General features: G+C 70.7%; 14 protein-coding genes. 5 read left to right on the top strand and 9 right to left on the bottom strand.

From position 1 onward, the window contains the following. The first annotated feature begins 147 nt into the window (after positions 1-147). The gene (gene murF, locus HH310_RS25760; protein ID WP_169178226.1) at positions 148-1026 is read left to right on the top strand and encodes a UDP-N-acetylmuramoyl-tripeptide--D-alanyl-D-alanine ligase; all 879 of its coding nucleotides are present in this window, start codon (positions 148-150) and stop codon (positions 1024-1026) included. On the opposite strand, the gene HH310_RS25755 is transcribed toward murF, so the two are convergent. Next, entirely contained in the window at positions 999-2594 is a 1596-nt protein-coding gene (locus tag HH310_RS25755) for a sensor domain-containing diguanylate cyclase (protein ID WP_169178225.1), read from the bottom strand. The two genes, murF and HH310_RS25755, sit on opposite strands and share 28 nt — an antisense overlap. Positions 2595-2635: 41 nt before the next feature. Next, a complete protein-coding gene (locus HH310_RS25750; protein WP_169178224.1) occupies positions 2636-3022 on the bottom strand; it encodes a cupredoxin family copper-binding protein in 387 nt (128 codons plus the stop codon). A gap of 168 nt (positions 3023-3190) precedes the next feature. Here HH310_RS25750 and HH310_RS25745 point away from each other — a divergent pair, with 168 nt between their 5' ends. After that, the gene (locus HH310_RS25745; protein WP_169178223.1) at positions 3191-3631 is read left to right on the top strand and encodes a hemerythrin domain-containing protein; all 441 of its coding nucleotides are present in this window, start codon (positions 3191-3193) and stop codon (positions 3629-3631) included. A 4-nt stretch (positions 3632-3635) separates the two neighbouring features. Here HH310_RS25745 and HH310_RS25740 read toward each other — a convergent pair whose 3' ends face one another. Further along, entirely contained in the window at positions 3636-4421 is a 786-nt protein-coding gene (locus HH310_RS25740; protein WP_248294410.1) for a helix-turn-helix domain-containing protein, read from the bottom strand. Between the two features lie 120 nt (positions 4422-4541). Here HH310_RS25740 and HH310_RS25735 point away from each other — a divergent pair, with 120 nt between their 5' ends. Beyond that, positions 4542-4925 (top strand): nuclear transport factor 2 family protein, encoded by a 384-nt coding sequence (locus HH310_RS25735; protein WP_169178222.1) that lies wholly within the window; start codon positions 4542-4544, stop codon positions 4923-4925. Here the strand turns inward: HH310_RS25735 and HH310_RS25730 are convergent. From HH310_RS25730 to HH310_RS25705, 6 genes are all read right to left on the bottom strand, one after another. Further along, complete coding sequence (locus HH310_RS25730) at positions 4903-5961, bottom strand: NYN domain-containing protein (RefSeq protein WP_169178221.1); 1059 nt, start codon at positions 5959-5961, stop codon at positions 4903-4905. The genes HH310_RS25735 and HH310_RS25730 overlap by 23 nt on opposite strands. 695 nt (positions 5962-6656) lie before the next feature. Further along, entirely contained in the window at positions 6657-7598 is a 942-nt protein-coding gene (locus HH310_RS25725) for a serine/threonine-protein kinase (protein ID WP_169178220.1), read from the bottom strand. Positions 7599-7702: 104 nt separating this feature from the next. Beyond that, the gene (locus HH310_RS25720; RefSeq protein ID WP_169178219.1) at positions 7703-9997 is read right to left on the bottom strand and encodes a CehA/McbA family metallohydrolase; all 2295 of its coding nucleotides are present in this window, start codon (positions 9995-9997) and stop codon (positions 7703-7705) included. 90 nt (positions 9998-10087) lie between these two features. Beyond that, positions 10088-10768 carry a hypothetical protein gene (locus tag HH310_RS25715; RefSeq protein WP_169178218.1) on the bottom strand — a complete coding sequence of 227 codons (681 nt, stop codon included), beginning with the start codon at positions 10766-10768 and terminating at the stop codon, positions 10088-10090. Continuing rightward, positions 10765-13206, bottom strand: coding sequence for an ATP-binding protein (locus tag HH310_RS25710; RefSeq protein ID WP_169178217.1), 2442 nt, complete (start codon positions 13204-13206; stop codon positions 10765-10767). The genes HH310_RS25715 and HH310_RS25710 overlap by 4 nt, the downstream gene beginning before the upstream one ends. Next, positions 13203-14132: an SIR2 family protein gene (locus HH310_RS25705; RefSeq protein WP_169178216.1), complete on the bottom strand. Its 930-nt coding sequence runs from the start codon at positions 14130-14132 to the stop codon at positions 13203-13205. Before HH310_RS25705 ends, HH310_RS25710 begins: the two co-directional genes overlap by 4 nt. A gap of 109 nt (positions 14133-14241) precedes the next feature. On the opposite strand from HH310_RS25705, the gene HH310_RS25700 reads away from it, so the two are divergent. Further along, a complete protein-coding gene (locus tag HH310_RS25700) occupies positions 14242-14856 on the top strand; it encodes a hypothetical protein (protein WP_169178215.1) in 615 nt (204 codons plus the stop codon). Between the two features lie 156 nt (positions 14857-15012). Continuing rightward, positions 15013-16536, top strand: coding sequence for an iron uptake transporter permease EfeU (gene efeU / locus HH310_RS25695; protein ID WP_169178214.1), 1524 nt, complete (start codon positions 15013-15015; stop codon positions 16534-16536). Positions 16537-16541 lie beyond the last annotated feature (5 nt).

Here is a 16541-nt window from a genome sequence, read left to right as displayed (position 1 = left end):
CCGCGTCGTCATGGCGGTTCATCAGGGGAAAAAGATTGCGTTACCCATAAGGAGGACGTCGATGAAGCTCCCCGAAAGGGAATCTCCAAAATAGGGACCTTGTTGTTGCCCGGGGAACATTCCTTATGGTCCTGACCCGTGATCTCCATGACGTTGTCGGAAATCGCGGGTGCTGTCGGCGGGACAGTCCGCGACGCCGATCCGGCCCTGCTGGTGACGGGCCCCGCCTGCTACGACTCGCGGGAGATCGAGCCCGGCGGCCTGTTCGTCGCCTTCCCGGGCGAACGGGTCGACGGGCACGACTTCGCCGCCACGGCGATGGCCGGTGGTGCGGCGGCCGTGCTCGCCGCCCGCCCGGTGGGCGTGCCCGCGGTGGTGGTGGACGACGTCCAGGCGGCGTTCGGCCGGCTCGCCGCCGCGGTCATCGAACGCGCACCGGCATTGACGGTCATCGGTGTCACCGGGTCGGTCGGCAAGACCACCACCAAGGATCTGCTCGGCCAGGTGCTCTCCCGGCTCGGCCCGACGGTGGCGCCGCCCGGCAACCGCAACAACGAGATCGGCATCCCCACCAACGTCTCGCTGGTCGTGCCGGACACCCGGTTCCTGGTGTGCGAGTTCGGCGCCCGCCACGTCGGCGACGTGGCGTATCTGGCGCGGCTCACCCGCCCGCGGGTCGGCGTGGTGACGACGGTCGGCGAGTCACACCTGTCCGAGTTCGGCAGCCTGGCGAACACCACCACGGCCAAGGGTGAGCTGGTCGAGGCCCTGCCCGCCGCCGGGCACGCGGTGCTGAACGCCGACGACCCGCGGGTGGCCGGCATGGCCGCCAGGTCGGCGGCGCCGGTCACCTTCTACGGCACCGGGCCGGCCGCGACGGTGCGGGCCGAGGACATCGTCGTGGACGAGCACGGTCGCGCGTCGTTCCGGATGGGCACCCCAGCCGGATCCGCCCACGTACGGCTGCGGCCCGGTATCGGCCCCCGCGTGCACCGCCACTACCGGCCGGCCTCCGCGAGGACGTAACGGTTCTTGCCCGCCGCCTTGGCCGCGTACATGGCGGCGTCGGCCCCGCGCAGCAGGTCGTCGGCGCTGTCCGCGCCGCCGGGGACGTGGACGGCGATACCCACGCTGGCCGACACGGTCACCGAGATCCCGGTGATGTCGATCGGCTGCTGAACGTCGGCGACGGCCCGGGCAGCCGCGGTGTGCGCGTCGCCGACGTCGGTGAGCGACTCGAGCAGCACCGCGAACTCGTCCCCGCCGAACCGGGCCGCGGTGTCGCTGATCCGCACCCCGGCGTGCAGGCGTTCCGCCACGGTCTTCAGGACGATGTCGCCCGCGTGGTGCCCGCGCGCGTCGTTGACCTCCTTGAAGCCGTCGAGGTCGATGAACAGCACGGCGATGAACCGCTCGCCGCGCGTCGTCAGGGCGTGGGTGAGCCGCTCGTAGAACAGCTGCCGGTTCGCCAGCCCGGTGAGCGGATCGTGGAACGCCAGGTGGTGCAGCTCGTGCTCGCGTTCGCGCAGCCGCGCCTCCACGGCCTCGCGGCGGTCGATGTCGCCGCGCAGCGCCGCGGTGGCCTGCTCGACCTGGTGCAGGGCGCGGCTGCGGCTGCCGGCCAGCACGCCGGTGACGACCGCCAGCATGATCGTCAACGCGATCCCGGAGCCGCCGGTGATCATGCTGATGCCGCGGTCGGTGATGGCCATCAGCCGGCGGGTCGGCCACATGCTGACCTGCCAGCGCCGCTGTCCCACGATCAGGATGCGTTCCCGGTCCAGCCGGTCGTCGGTCAGCCGGCGGCCCGGCCGGGCGGCGGCGATCACCGCACCGGCCGCGGCCGGGTCGGCGAGGCTGACCTGGATGGCGCCCTGACCCCGGTCGATCAGTGTCTGGGCCAGGAAGTCCTGCCCGCGCACCGCCATCACGATCCAGCCCTCGAACGTGTCCGCCCCGCCCACGCTCAGCCCGGCGTGCACCGGCGCGGCGAAGGCCACCGAGGTCTGCCGCAGCGGCGTGGCCACGCCACGGTCGCGGAGGAGTTGGTAGGCCGGGCTGATCGCGAGGGCGCCGCTCTGCCGGGCGGTGCGCAGCGCCTCGACGGCCTGCGGACTCTGGGCCAGGTCCAGGCCGAGTACGCCGGGACTGCTGTCGAACACCCGGTCGAACACGACGAACAGGTGTTCGTCGTGCCCGGGCGCCGGGGTCAGCCGCAGCCCGGCGGACCCGCGCGTGCGCCAGGTCCGCTGCACCGAGCCGACCTGCGCGGTCCGCGCCGCGACGACGAAGGCGACACCGGAGGCGCCGGGCAGTCGCGCCACGTCCAGCCCGGCGGTCAGCCGCTCGTAGAGATCGGCGCGCGGTTCCGCCTCCGCGCCCACGGCCAGCGCGAGGTCGGTGAGCGTGTCGCTGTAGTGGTCGACCCGGTCGGTGATCGCCTCGGTCACCACGTCGGCGTGCCGGTCCATCAGCTGGGCGGCGTAGTGGGTCTCGTTGTGCCGCTGCGCGTCATAGACGACGGCCGAGACGAGCCCCCCGATCAGCAGGACCGCGACCACCAGGGCCAGGCTGCTCCCCCTGCCAACGCGCACCTTCCCTGATCGGCCGGAAACCCGCGACGCTTAGGCGCGGGTCACTTGACGGTGACGGTTCCTTTCATGAAGGGGTGGATCGAGCAGTGGTACGGCACGCTGCCGGCCGCCGGGAAGGTGTGGGCGAACGTCTGCCCGTTGCCCTCCGCCTTCGACGAGAACGAGTTGTCGTCGGCGACCACCGTGTGCTGGATCGAGTCCTGGAAGGTCCAGGTGACCGCGCTGCCCGGCGCGACCGTGATGGTCGCGGGGGTGAACGCGAAGTTGTGGATGTTCACGGCGCCGGCCGCGCCGCCCGCGGCGGCGGATCCGCTGGGGGCCGCCGGGGTGGCGGGGGCCGCCGGGGTGGCGTTGTCGTTCGAGCCGCCGCAGCCCGCGGCGACGATGACGAACACGGCCGCGACCGGGAGTAACGCGGGTAGTCTCATCGGGTCTCCTCCCCGAACAGGGGGAACTGAACCCCTGCTTACCATGGGTGCCGGAACGACCACGATGAGCATGGTCACAAAAGGCGGTCCCGGATGTCCGGGCGCCGCAGCAGGCGTCAGCGCCGGTCGATTTCCCATCGCGCGTAGAGTGACGGTCCGGAGGCCGTGATGAACTTCCTCGACGTCGTCGACGTGCTGCGCGAGCAGCACGACGAGATCCGGCGGCTCTGCTCCCAGGTCGAGCGATCCCAGGGTGCGGAGCGGCAGCGGCTGTTCGCCGAGCTCTGCCGCACGGTCCACCGGCACGAGAGCGGCGAGCAGGCGGTCGTCCACCCGGCCATCCGTGGCGTGGCAGCCCGTGACGAGGTCGTCACGGCCCGCCTGCGGGAGGAGGGCGTCATCGCACGCTCCCTGGAGGAGCTGGACGCCCTCGGCACCGCCGACCCCGGCTTCGACGGCCGGTTCGCCGCCCTGCACCGGACCCTTGTGGAGCACATGGCCCGCGAGGAGTCCGACGAGTTCCCGCTCCTGCGGCTCTACGTGCGGCCGCAGCGGCTGCGCTGGATGGTCGGCGAGCTGCACGACATCCAGGTCCTCGGCAACGCCTGACCGGCTACCCGAGGGACCGCAGAATCCCGGCGGTGGTGGCGTCGGCCGGGAAGAAGGTCTCGATCGCGATCTCGTCGAGCGTGACGTCGCGGGGTGAGCCGAACACGGTCGCCGTGTAGAGCAGGGTCAGCTCGCCGTACGCGGTGCTCATCCGCAGCGGCACCACCAGGTCCGCCGGGCGGGCCGGTGCCATGGCGGCGTCGGGCGGGCCGTAACGCTCGAGCTCGGCAAGCAGTTCGGTCAGTTCGACGGCGGCGGTGCGTTCGATCTGGCGGCGCACCCGGCGCAGCATGTGGGCCCGCCACTGCCGCAGGTTGCGCACCTGGGACGCGAGACCGTCCGGGTGCAGGGTCACGCGCAGCATGTTGACCGGCGGCCGGGCGAGCGCCTCGGGCAGGCCGGCCAGGAAGGTCCGCATCGGCCGGTTGGCGGCGAGCAGGTCCCAGCGCAGGTTGACGGCGGCGGCCGGATTCGGTTCCATGCCCGCGAGCACCGCCCGCACCGCGTCCTGGGCGGCGCCGAGGTCGGTGAACGGCCGCTCCGGGTGCATCGGCGCGAACCCGGCGGCCAGATAGAACCGATTCCGCTCGCGCAACGGCACGTCGAGCTCGTCGCAGATCCGCTCGATCATGTCCCGGCTGGGGTTCGACCGGCCGGTCTCGATGTAGCTGAGGTGCCGCGCCGACAGGTCGGCGGCCAGCGACACGTCCAGCTGGGAGCGCCGGCGCCGTTCCCGCCACCGCTTCACCAGCATCCCGATCGTCTCGTCCGAGCCCAGCGCCGCAGTCATGTCGGCAACGATGCCGGTCGGCCCGGCCGCCCGGCAATGACCTCGGAGGTTATTGAGACCGGTCGGCGCCGCCCACACAGTGGAGGTCGTCCAGCACCGTTCCGCAGAGGGGATGAGACCATGACCGACCCGTCAGGCGTCGTCGACCGGTACGTGGCGTTCTGGAACGCCGCGGACGCGGACGAACGGCAACGCCTCGCCGACGCGACCTTCTCCGGCACCGTCAGCAACCACGCCCCGGTCGGCGTCATGCACGGCGTCGACGAGCTGATCGGCTTCCGGAACAAGTTCGCCGAGCACTCGCCCGGCTATCAGTTCCGGGCCCGCGCCGAGCCGCAGGCGCACCACGGCCACGCCCGGCTGCAGTGGGAGATCGTCGTCGACGGCACGTCGTTCGCGACCGGCACCGACGTGCTCGCGCTGAACGACGACGGCCACATCACCGCGATCGTCGGCTTCCTCGACCGGGCCCCGGCCGGTTTCACCCCTCCGCCGGGGACGTGAGCAAGTAGTCCTCGGCGTCCGCGCTCCACTCCAACCGGACCGCCCCGCTGGTCGCGGCGGCCTTGGTGAACTGCAGAAAGCTGCGGTAACCCAGCTTCTTCTCGCTGAACCCGGGCTCCACCTTGCGCACCTTGTTCTTGAGCCCGGACAGCGCCACCGCGCCGTCGGTGCCCGCCTCGTCGCGGACCACCGAGCGCAGCAGCACGAACGCCGCCTCCCGGTCACCGTGCTCGGGCAGCGTCACGTCCGGGTCGCCCTTGGCCGAGCCGCCGCTGAGCTCGACCACGTTGTGCCCGGCGAGGTGGCGCAGCAACTCGCCGAAGGCCCGGAATCCGTAGTCGGCCTCGCTGAACGTCGGATCCTTGCGGAGCAGGGTGCGCTTCAGCGTGGAGGCGGTCACCGTGCCGCTGGAACTGCTCTGCAGCCCGGCCACGGTCTGCGCGACCAGCGCTGCGAGCGAGTCGACGTCGCGGGCCGGCGCCTCGGCGTCGAGCCGGGGCGCCGCCTCGATCGGGGCGGCCGGGCGGCTGCGCTTGGCCCGCACCGGCGGCGGCGGGACGTCGACGCCCTCCAGCCGGTCGTAGAAGAGGAACTCGTCGCAGGCCGGCGGCAGCAACGCCGAGGTGGTCTTCTCGACACCGACCCCGATCACCCGCTTGTTGAGCGCGCGCAGCTTGTCGACCAGCGGCGTGAAGTCGCTGTCGCCGGTGCACAACACGAACGTCGAGATGTAGTCGCGCTCGAACGCCACCTCCAGCGCGTCGACGACCATCTTGATGTCGGCCGCGTTCTTGCGGGAGGCGCCCATCCGCTGCGGAATGTCGATCAGCTCCACGTGCGAGCGGGTGAGCATCCGGCGGTCCTCGTCGAAGTACGACCAGTCGGCGTAGGCGCGGCGCACGACAACCCGTCCGCGCTCGGCGAGCGCGTCCGCGACCGGCCGCAGATCGAAGGTCATTCCGCCGAGGTGATCACGCGCACCGATCGCCAGATTCTCGTAGTCCAGGAACAGGGCGATCCGCTCTTCTTGATCCACGCAGGTCAGCGTACGCGTGGTCGCCGATCAGGCCGGTGACCAGGCACCGGCAACTTTCGGCCTGGAGGAGTACGTCCTAACCGTGGTGGTAGGCGGCGAGTGATCTGGTCACGGTGTAGTTCCGGTGGTGCGGTGGTGCCAGGGCTGAGGCGCTGTGGCGATCTGTTCGCGGCCGGGCGGTCCCACCATGTGGGACACCGCGGTCACATCGTGGATTTTTGTGAACCTTGGAGAGTTGCGCCCACATACGAGCCCTAACTCTCCAAGGTTCACATTCGGCCGGAAAATCTGCCGGGCGAAAGCTTCGTTACGTGACAAAAGTATTCTCTACAATGGACGCGGGTCTCACATCGCGGACGGTGAGTCCATGATGCGGGCGCGGGTCTCAGCTGGTGGTCGCCCGTCTCACGGAGTGGAAGCGCCGCGCGGCCGCGCGGCGAGCCCGCGTGGCTGCGCGGCGAGCCCGCGTGGCTGCGCGGCGAGCCCGCGTGGCTGCGCGGCGAGCCCGCGTGGCTGCGCGGCGAGCCCGCCCGTCCAGTGGCCCAGCCGATCCGAAGAATCTCAGGAAATATCGGATATGTGAGAGGCGTCGCGGCGAGCTGGTGGACGGACGCCGATCAGATCGCTGATCGCCTCCGGCCACTGACGGCCACTGACTCGCCTCCGGCCACTGACTCGGCTTAGGACTTACTCAGCTAGACGTCGAGGTCGGACAGGATCTCGCGGGCCTGCTCGACCGTCGGGCGGCGGCCCGGATCGACGGCCAGCAGCCGGGCGATGACCGGGCACAGCGGGCCGGCGTGCGCGAACGGCGCGGGCAAGCCCTCGATCGCCGCGGAGATGGTGGCGTTGAGGTCGCCCCGGTCGAAGGGCGATCGGCCCTCCACGGCGGTGTACAGCGTCGCGCCGAGCGAGAACATGTCGCTCGCCGGGCCGGGACGGTTGCCGTTCAGGACCTCCGGGGAGGCGTACGGGAGGCTGCCCATGAATGCCCCGGTAGGCAGGCGGTTGTCGAGGTCGGCGATCGGGCAGGCGATGCCGAAGTCGATGAGCACCACCCGGCCGTCCTCGCACAGGAACACGTTGCTCGGCTTGATGTCGCGGTGCAGGAAGCCCGCGCGATGCACCGCTTGCACGGCGTCGAGCAGCCGCAGCGCCAGGTGCTTGACCATCCGGGGAGCCGACCGGCCGTCGGCCTCGATCGTCTCGCCCAGGGTGCGGCCGCGCAGCGCCTCCATCACGATGCAGTTGAGGCCGTCGTCGCGGACCACGTCGAGGACCTTGACCGCCCCGTGGTGGTTGACGCGGGTGGCGGCCCAGGCCTCGTCGAGCATGCCGATGGCGGGCGGACCGGCCGGTTCGGCGATCGGCCGTTTCAGCGCGACCGGGCGCCGCAGCAGTTCGTCGTACGCCAGGAAGACGCGGGCCATGCCGCCACGCCCCAGCAGCGAGCCGAGCCGGTAGCGTCCGGCGACCAGCCGCCCCGGCTGAGCGTCAGCGGACTGAGCTTCCGCGGCCGGCTCGGGCGCGCCGGCCGGGGAAGCCGCCCCCGCCGGAAGCGACGTGCCGGCGACTGGTGCGGTCGCCTCGGCAACGTCGCTCTCGGCGACGGTGATGTGCTCCAACAGGGCCATCATGCTGAATCATGTTGCTAGGAATCGATACCCGGGTCGATCCCGCAGGCACCCATCTCGCCTTCCCGGTTAGCACCACTCACCGCTACCGGCTAACCGGTAACGCGTCAGCGGACGTAGACGGGTGAGGTCATCGCCACCATCGCCGCGTCGTACGGGCACAGGTTGGCGCCGAGGTCGACCGGACCGCACAGCGGGCTCGCCTCGAGCAGGTCGTTGCCGAGGCGCAGCTCGGCCCGCAGCCAGCCGGGCTCGGCCGGGGCGGTGAACTGGATCGAGCCGTCCCGCGTGAGGTGCTGGTCGAGCAGCGTCTTGTCGTTGGCGATGACGCGCAGCGAGCCGTCGGTGAGCGGGTCCATCGAGCGCACCCGCAGCCGCTCCCCCGGCCGGACGTCGTCGCCGAGGACCGGCACGTACCGTCCGCCGCGCTGCGCCTCGATCACGAGCGGGCGGCCACCGGCGGACGGCGGCAGCACCGACACGCTGGTCCGACCAGCGCGCACCGCGTCGAGGACGCCCTTCGCCGACTTGTCCTTGGCGAGCACCCAGGTGGTCGGGAAACCCGCGCCCTGCGGCTGGGCGACCAGCGTGCGGGCGTCGCTGCCACCGGTCAGCGCGACGCGGTCGCCGCGCTGCAGCCAGCAGTCCAGGTAGTCCTCGGCGGCCCGGATGCTCGAGTTCGGGTTCCAGACCTCGACGGTGTCCGGCTTGACGTCGAAGTTGTAGCCCCAGGAGAGCGTCGAGGCGTCGCAGCCGGCGAACTTCTTGGTGATCCCCTCACCGGGGTGGTCGATCTGAAAGACCCCACCCTTTGCCCGTACGGCGTTGGCAAGCTCGTTGACCGCGGCCGCGGACCCGTCTCCGTTGCTGAGCTGCTTGCTCACGCCGAACACCTGGGCGTCGCCCTTGAGGTGGTCCTGGTAGCCGGGGATCGCGAGGACGCCGTGGCTGCCGTTCACCGGGTGCGCCTTGTCGTCGGTGATCGCGATGTAGTCGAGGTCGCGGCCGCCGGCCTCGGCGAAGCGGTCCCGGACGTCGACGCCCTGGCGGAACGGGTCGGCCTGGCTCCTGGGGTCGGTCTGCGCGCAATAGACGGCGCTGTCGTCGCAGGTGTGCACGTTCAGGTCGCCGGCCAGCCAGGTGCCGTCCTTGGTGCGCAGGCTGTCGCCCTTCGGCGCTACCGGCGCGGCCGGCTGCTTGCGGTCGTTGACCCAGATCGGGCTGGAGTACGCGACCGGCTTGCCGTCGCGCAGCACCCGCAGGAAGTACCAGCTGTCGTCGGTGGCCGTCAACTTCGTGCCGAGCCGGTCGCCGGTCGCGCTCGCGACCACCTTGCCGCCGTTGCTGACCAGCTCCAGCTGCAGCGGGGTGCTCGACCCGCGGACGTCCGCGTCGATCGTCAGCTTGCCGTTCGACCGGATCCGCTCGCCGATGCCGTGCCCGTCGATCGTGAAGTCCAGCCGCAGCGCGTTGTCGAGCACCGCGTAGAAGCGGCGGTCGGCCATCGCCTGCTTGAGGTCCTTCGCGGTGTTCGACTTCGCCAGCATCACGGTCTTCGCGTACTGCGGACCGCCCCAGTCGTCGACGCGCTCGTGCCCGTTGTCCTCGGCGCCGATCGCGCCCACGTGCCAGCCCTTGTCGAGCGCGTAGGAGTACCAGCCCTCGGCCGGCGCGTTGTGGTCGAGCGACGTGCCGAAGTCGCGGTTGCCGTTGAAGACCTCGATGCCGGCCATCTGGTCGTCGGCCTTCGGGACGTACTTGAAGTCCTCCCAGCCGAAGCCGAGGTCGCTGTGCACGTCACACTTCAGCGGGCCGCACAGGGTCTTCTCGCCGGGGTGGTTGAACGTGGCCAGACCGTCGGAGCCGGTGGTGGTCAGCCAGTCGTAGAACCGGTCGATCGCGAGGTTTCCGCCGTCGGTCTCGGGCAGCGAGTTCGCGCCCGGGAAGTAGACGTTGATGTGGCCCATCCGGTCCGAGGTCCACTCGAAGCCGCGGAACGCGGTGAAGTCCTTCGCCGGATCGGTCGCGGCCTTGGCCTGCGCGAGCTCGGCGTCCCACTTGTGCAGCGCGTTGAGCGGGTTGACCGGGTCGGCGACCTGGCAGGTCGGCGCGACCACCGGGTCCAGGCACTCCTCGTTGAAGGTGAACGGGGAGTTGACGTTGGAGGTGTGCTCGCTGCCGGCCATGAAGTCCAGGTGGTGCTTGTCCCGTCCGGACGCGTAGTAGGTGGCGGGCGTGGAGCCGGGCCATCCGTCGGAGTAGCCGCTGTGCTCGTGCAGCGCGCCGATGAGCTCGCGCAGGTGCTGGGGTGGCCCGCCGCGGTTCGCGAGAGCGGGGTTCGCCGCGCCGGCCAGGGCGAGGGCGCCCACGGCGGCGGCGACGAGCAGCGCACGGATGCGCATGTGCATCTCCATCTCTGAGATAGGGAAGTAGACGCACTGCACCCTGCAGGGGAGCGATGACCCCCGGATGGCCCGGACCTGAACGACGGACTAGGCATTCCCCGCGAGCCGGCGCCGCGACACGGCCCGCACGACGGTCTTCACCACGAGGCCGGCGACAGCGCTGACGAAGGCGATGCCGCCCCACGCGGGCAGCGTGGCGTAGATGGCGTTGTCCGGGGCCAGAACCGCCTGGCCGACCACGTTCGCACTCGCGAAACCGACGACGAAGCCGAGAAACGCGCCCCGGCCGCCGACGACCAGGTATGCCAGGGCACCGACGGCGAACAGCACGCCGACCGCGATCTCGGCGGGACTCGTGGTGACCTTTCCGATGTGGGTCCGCAGCGTCGACTCGCCCTCGAACACGCCCATGGCGACGCCGGACAACGTCACCCCGGCGCCGAACATCAGCAGCATCACCGGAAGGAAGGGAAGCCGGTAGAAGTCGCGCAAGGCGGCGGCGAGACGGGTCGGCCGGCTGCTGACGTCGACCATGCCGCCCCGCCGGGGCCGTTCCAACCGGCCCAGCCACAGCGATCCCTTACGCAGGTCGTCCAGTGCCGACACGGCGAGCACCGAGGCGACGATCTGGACGGCGAGAGCCCAGAGCGCCACGGCGACCAGGCCACCGCGAAGAAGAACCCAGCCCTGGCCCCAGAGCACCAACCAGATCGTGCCGACGAGGGAGAACGTCAGGCCCGGTGCCAGCAGCCGCCAGAAGCGGATCATCGGCCGACCCCCGCCGGCACCGGCAGCAGGGTGAGCCGGGCGGCACGATTCTCGCCGCTGGGGTCCCCGGTCAGCAGCAGCACACAGTCCTGCTTGCCGGACACGTAGCTGACCAGACGGCCACCGTAGGCTCGTTGTTCGTCGTCGCCCGAACACGTCAGCTTCGCGGTGACGTCCTTCATCGCCGGAAGGATGAGAACGGCATCCTGCTTGAGGTGGATCCCGTACGCGGCGGAGGAATCGTCCTTGGGTAAGCCGATCGACAGCGAACCGGGTTCGCGAATCGCGCTGCCGGGCGTCTCGCCCAGGGTGGCCGTGCAACTCAGGCTGCCGGTCCGCTCGTCGGCCACCACCACGAGGTCGAACAACCGGCCCGCACCGTTGACCAGATCAACCGAATGGTTCTCCGGGCCGGCCACCCCGGTGTCGACATAGATCGACGTCTGGTGCCGCACGTCGTCGGCCACGTTGATCTGGGTGGGACGATTGCAGCGGGTCGTCAACCGCAACGGCAGGCGTGCGGGATCGACCGGCACCGCGAGGTGGCCCGCGCCGGTTCCGGTGATCGTCGCGGTCGTGCCGATACCGATCGAGCCGCTCGACTCGATCCGGCTGATCCACACCGATGATCTGGTCTCCGCGGTGATCACCAGATACGTGCCCCGGGTGGCCCGGGTCACGGTCGTGTAGCCGCGTGCGTCGTCCTCGAAGAGGGCCCGGCCGCCGTCCACCGTCAGCGTGAAGGGCCGGTCGGTGTGGACCGCGTAGACACCGTCGGTGGCGATCTCGACGGCGAGCCCGGAGTCGTCGACGTCGAGCGGGTTCCCCGCGCCGATCTTGTCGGCGGGCTTCTCGGCCTTGCGCAGGCCGTGCACCTCGGCCGAATAGCCGACGTAGTCCTGCCCGTCGTCGAGTGTCAGGGTCAGCGCGTACCGGCGCCCCGCCTCCACCGCGGCCGTCAGGACCAGGGAGTCGTCGCCGTTCTCGGTCGTGGCGTACGGAAGCTCCGGGCCGAACGTGCCGTCCGGCTCGATCGGGACGATCGCCGCTTTGATCGCGTCACCGTCGCCCGACATGACGGTGATCGAGGCCAGGACGACCTGGAAGTCTCGCTTGGCGCTGAACTCCAGGGTCTCGCCGTCGTGGGTCAGCGTTCCCGTCTTCGCGGCGAGCACTCCGGGCGGCAGCGGCTCCCGCACCCACACGAAGCCCGCGACCAGCCCGATCAGCAGCAGCAGCGCGACGATCGTGACCTTGCGAGAGCGTCGCCGGTGCCGGGCGAACCAGATCTCGTTCGAGTCGAGGACGGCCGCCACCATGCTGTCGTGCGTCAGTTCCGCCCACCGGAAGCGGTGCCGCCGCTCCATCTGGATGAGCCGCGCGTGTTCCAGCGAGTCGATCACCTCGGCCGGCAGGTCGCCGCCGCCGCCGTCGAGCACGTGGATCGTCCGGCGGCGGCCGCGAACCAGGCGATCCTGCAGCCAGCGGCGCACGACTCCCTCGTCGGTGCCGGTCGTGGTGATCACCGCGGTGATGGCCTCGTCGACGAAGCTGCGCATCGACGCGTCGACGTCGACCGGGTCCAGGTTCGCGGCGACCGGCGCGTCCTGGGACTGGGCCGCCACCCGCGCGGACCACAGCCGGCGGCAGACGATCTGCAGCTGGATCAGGTTGACGAACCGGCCGCGGACGGCCTTCGCCGGCGGGTCCATCCGGATGGTGCGCAGGCCGTCCACGAGCCGTTCGACGTCGGCGTCCGGGATGCGCACGTCGGTGCTGCGGAACGCGTCCTTGACGATCTCGCGGGCGGCGTCGGCGTCCACGCGTTCGAGCACGTAGCGCACGAGCAGGCGGGAGGGCAGCTCACCCTCGTACTGGATGAGCTCTTCGAGGTAGTCGCTGCGCATCGCGATCAGCAGCCGGAACTGGTCGTCGCGTTGCAGCGCCTCGCGGAGCTGGCGGAGGAACTCGCTGCGCTCGGGCCAGAGCGCCTCGTCCAGGAAGACCTCCTCGAACTGGTCCAGCACCAGCAGGTACGGGCGGCCGAGATCGCCGCGCAGCTCGCTCACGACCTCGGCGAGCGTCTCGTCGTCGGAGCCGGCGTCCTCGGCGTGCGACCCGCCGCGCAACGACTCGCGGACGAGCCGGATGAACGGGTTCCCGCCGGCCTCGCCGCCCGCGCGCAGCAGCCGGACCGTCGGGGAGACGCGGACGCCCAGGCGCTCCAGCTCGGGCAGCAGCCCGGCTTCCACCAGCGACGACTTCCCGAAGCCGGACGGCGCCGAGAGCAGGACGGCCTGGCTGGACAGGACCAGGGAGGCGAGTTCCTCGGTCTCGGTCGCGCGCCCGAAGAACAGTTGCTGGCCGCGGCGGTACGGCCGGGGACCGGGGAACGGGTTGCCGTCGGTCTCCACCAGGACGGCCGGGGGCGAGGTCACCGCCGGGCCGCGTTCAGCCTCTCGCCGAGCTCGGCGAGGAAACCCGACACGTCGGTCCAGTGCACCCGGATCGCCGAGGTCTCGAAGTAGCGGGTGAGGAACGACTCGGCCTTCTGCCGCCGGTCCGCCGGCAGTTCCGCGTCGGACAGCTGGATGCTGAGGCTGGAGGCCTGCCCGGACCGGTGCACCTTCTGCTGCAGGAACAGGTATTTCATCAGCACCCGGAAGTTCCAGTCCTCCAGGCTGTAGCCGAGGAACAGCAGGCTGTAGTCGGGGCCGAGCCGGCGGCGGACGTGGTGCCACAGCACGTTGGTGACCGGTTCCAGCGCGAGGCTCACCGTGAAGTCGACGTAGTCGTCCTCGGTGAGCAGCAGCGACGACGCGTTCTCCAGCGCCCCGTGCATGTGGAACACCCCCGGCTTCGCGGCGGAGAGGTCGCCGGTGCGGTAGCGCCCGAGGGACTGCGCGAGCTGGTTGTTCCACCGGCAGACCTCGATCCGCGGGTCCAGGCCGCCGGTGCGCAGGGCCTGCTCCATGAGGCCGTCGTAGTTGGTGGTGACGAACAGCGGCAGGCCGAGCTTGGCCAGCACGCGATAGTTCTCCGGCGCCGCGCCGCCGGCCGCCTCGAGGCATTCCTGCTGGGCCTGCTGGATCCGGCGCTGGACGTTGCGTTTGACGAAATTCGGATCGTCGTACGTCGTCGCGACATACTGGGCGACCCGCGGAAGGTTGTCGGGGTCGGCGAACGGATACTCGAATTCGCCGGCGAGGCTCATCGCGAGCGACCGGCCGCTGGGCAGGTGCGGGATGCCGATGCCGGCGCCCAGGAAGGGCGTGCAGTGGCCGGACAGAACGCTGTCCACGAGGGTCGTCCACCGCTTCTCGGGCAGCGATGTCCCGACGGCTTCGCTCTCGGTACGAATCATGGAATAAGCACCCCGAAGGAAAGGATCTCTGACCGTACTCCGTCCCGGTCGTCGGGTAATCGTCTCCGCGAGTCGGCATTATGACTACGCACGTCCGGGTGGTTCGACTATGGACCTTCGGGGGATTGTTGCGGATAAATGCTCTCACTATTCTCCTTTCGGATCCGGCCTTGCCTTCGCCCAGAACGGGAGTTCCACAGTGGTCGCTGCCGAGGGCTTCTGGACCGCGAACAAAGATCTCCTGGCACTCATCGTGTCGCTCGCGGCGCTGCTCTTCTCCATCGTCGCCACCAGCCAGAACATCCGGGCGACGCGGAAGATCGCCGAGGACGCCGCGGACAACGCCGCAGCGATGGCCCGCACCGCCACGTATCAGCGTATTCACGAGTTACTGGTGGACTCCAAGGCCGCGGCGGGCCGGCGACATCTCTTTCAGGCCGCCGCCGCGAACAATTTCCCCCGTCTGGGTGATCCAGGATGGGATGAGATCAATTACTCGCTGGCCCTTTACGACACGATGGCGGGTTACCTCGCCCGGGGCCAGGTGGACAAGGCCGTGGTGATGGACGCCTGGCACCACCCGCTGGCGAATATCGCGGCTCCGGTCCGCGCTTTCATGGCCCATCGCCGCGGCGAGAACGTCCGCCAGCCCTGGGCCCACCTGATGGAGCTGCTGGCCGCCGCGGAGCGACACCGCTGCACCTGCCCCACGATCGGGGACTGAGCCCCGGCGGCACGTTAGCCGCGTCACAGGACCCTCATCACCGCAGGTGGCGGCACCTGCGGGCCAAAGGTGTGAGATACCGCCGATGGATCGTGACGCGGACCGCCCTTACGCTCCGTGGATTAGGTGAGCCTAATCTAACTGCTGGGAGGCGGCGTGCTCGCGACGCTGGTCATCGGCTTACGCGAAGGCCTGGAAGCCGCCCTGATCGTGGGGATCATCGCGGCGTTCCTGCGTAAGAACGGCAAGAGCCTGCGCCCGATGTGGGCCGGCGTGCTGCTGGCCGTGGCGTTGTCGATCGCCGTCGGGGTCGGCCTCGACCTGGTCGAGCGGTCGCTGCCGCAGCGCGACCAGGAGGCGATGGAGTCGGTCATCGGCGCCGTCGCGATCTTCTTCGTCACTACGATGATCGTCTGGATGAACAAGCACGCCCGCGGGATGAAACGCGAGCTGGAGGCCGAGGCGGCCGAGGCACTGGGCCAGGGCAGCGCCTACGCGCTGGCGGTGATGGCCTTCCTCGCGGTCCTCAAGGAGGGCTTCGAGACCAGCGTCTTCCTGCTCGCGACGTTCGAAGCGGCCCAATCGGCGACGCTGGCCGCGACCGGAGCGGTCATCGGCGTGCTCGTCGCGATCGGCATCGGCTGGGGCATCTACGCCGGCGGCGTGAAGATCAACCTGTCGCGGTTCTTCCGCTTCACCGGCGCGTTCCTCATCCTGGTGGCCGCCGGCCTGACCATCACCACGCTGCGCACCGCGCACGAGGCCGGCTGGCTGAGCGCCGGTCAGCAGAGCACGGTGAACCTGTCGTGGCTGGTCGCCCCCGGAACCGTGCAGTCCGCCCTGATCACCGGGGTGCTCGGCATCCCGGCCGACCCGCGGCTGATCGAGGTGCTCGGCTGGTTCGCCTACCTGATCCCGGTCGCGGCGTTCGTCTACTGGCCCCGGGCGTACCGGCCGCAGGGCCGCGCCGCCGTGCGCCTCCAGCTCGGCATGAGCGCCGCGTTCGCGGTCGTCGCGATCGTCCTGGCGATCGCCGTGCCCGGCGGCCGTCCGGACGCGCCCGGCGAGGTGGCCGCCCTGGTGCCGGACGCGGCCGCGGCGGCGGCGCCGGACGCCGGCACCTTACGGCTGTCCGCCGGTGGCAGCACCCTGCTGGTCAGCGCCACCGGTTCGCCGACGCAGTCGCTCGCGCTGCCGCCCGCCCAGGCGCGCGCCGACCTGCACGACGGCATCGACTCCTCGACGTGGACCGTCGACGCCACCGCCACCGCGGTACCGGCACCGTCCACCATCAGCATCGCCCAGCTCACGGCGCTGGCCGGCGGTCACCTTCCGGTCGGCCTGAACCCGCAGCAGCACCCCGGCCCGTTCACCGCCCGCTGGTCGACCCATCGGTCGATCACGGTCTGGGTCGCCGACGGCATGCTGCTGGACGGGATCCAGCAGACCGCGTCGGTCCTGACCATCTCCGGCAGCGGCCTGCAGACCGCGCGCACCCTGTCCGCGGCGGCGGCCCGCCCGGCCACCTGGCAGGTCTCCACCGCCTACCGCGACAGCGTGCTGACCTCGATCCAGCACGCCACCACCGAGCACTCGCTGTGGGGGGTCGACGTGCCGATCGCCCTCGGCGTCGCCGCCGTCTTCCTGGCCGCCGTCGCCGGGCGCCGGCTGTCCGCGTAATAAGG

Origin of the sequence: Actinoplanes sp. TBRC 11911 (genome assembly GCF_012933445.1) — a bacterium.
GTDB lineage: Bacteria > Actinomycetota > Actinomycetes > Mycobacteriales > Micromonosporaceae > Actinoplanes.
This window is presented reverse-complemented; position numbering and strand designations above follow the sequence as displayed.

Bases quoted from the DNA above. Each gene is read 5' to 3' on its own strand.
- murF (WP_169178226.1), top strand. From the start codon at position 148: ATGACGTTGTCGGAAATCGCGGGTGCTGTCGGCGGGACAGTCCGCGAC.
- HH310_RS25750 (WP_169178224.1), bottom strand. From the start codon at position 3,022: ATGAGACTACCCGCGTTACTCCCGGTCGCGGCCGTGTTCGTCATCGTC.
- HH310_RS25745 (WP_169178223.1), top strand. From the start codon at position 3,191: ATGAACTTCCTCGACGTCGTCGACGTGCTGCGCGAGCAGCACGACGAG.
- HH310_RS25740 (WP_248294410.1), bottom strand. From the start codon at position 4,421: ATGACTGCGGCGCTGGGCTCGGACGAGACGATCGGGATGCTGGTGAAG.
- HH310_RS25735 (WP_169178222.1), top strand. From the start codon at position 4,542: ATGACCGACCCGTCAGGCGTCGTCGACCGGTACGTGGCGTTCTGGAAC.
- HH310_RS25725 (WP_169178220.1), bottom strand. From the start codon at position 7,598: ATGATGGCCCTGTTGGAGCACATCACCGTCGCCGAGAGCGACGTTGCC.
- HH310_RS25720 (WP_169178219.1), bottom strand. From the start codon at position 9,997: ATGCGCATCCGTGCGCTGCTCGTCGCCGCCGCCGTGGGCGCCCTCGCC.
- HH310_RS25715 (WP_169178218.1), bottom strand. From the start codon at position 10,768: ATGATCCGCTTCTGGCGGCTGCTGGCACCGGGCCTGACGTTCTCCCTC.
- HH310_RS25705 (WP_169178216.1), bottom strand. From the start codon at position 14,132: ATGATTCGTACCGAGAGCGAAGCCGTCGGGACATCGCTGCCCGAGAAG.
- HH310_RS25700 (WP_169178215.1), top strand. From the start codon at position 14,242: ATGGACCTTCGGGGGATTGTTGCGGATAAATGCTCTCACTATTCTCCT.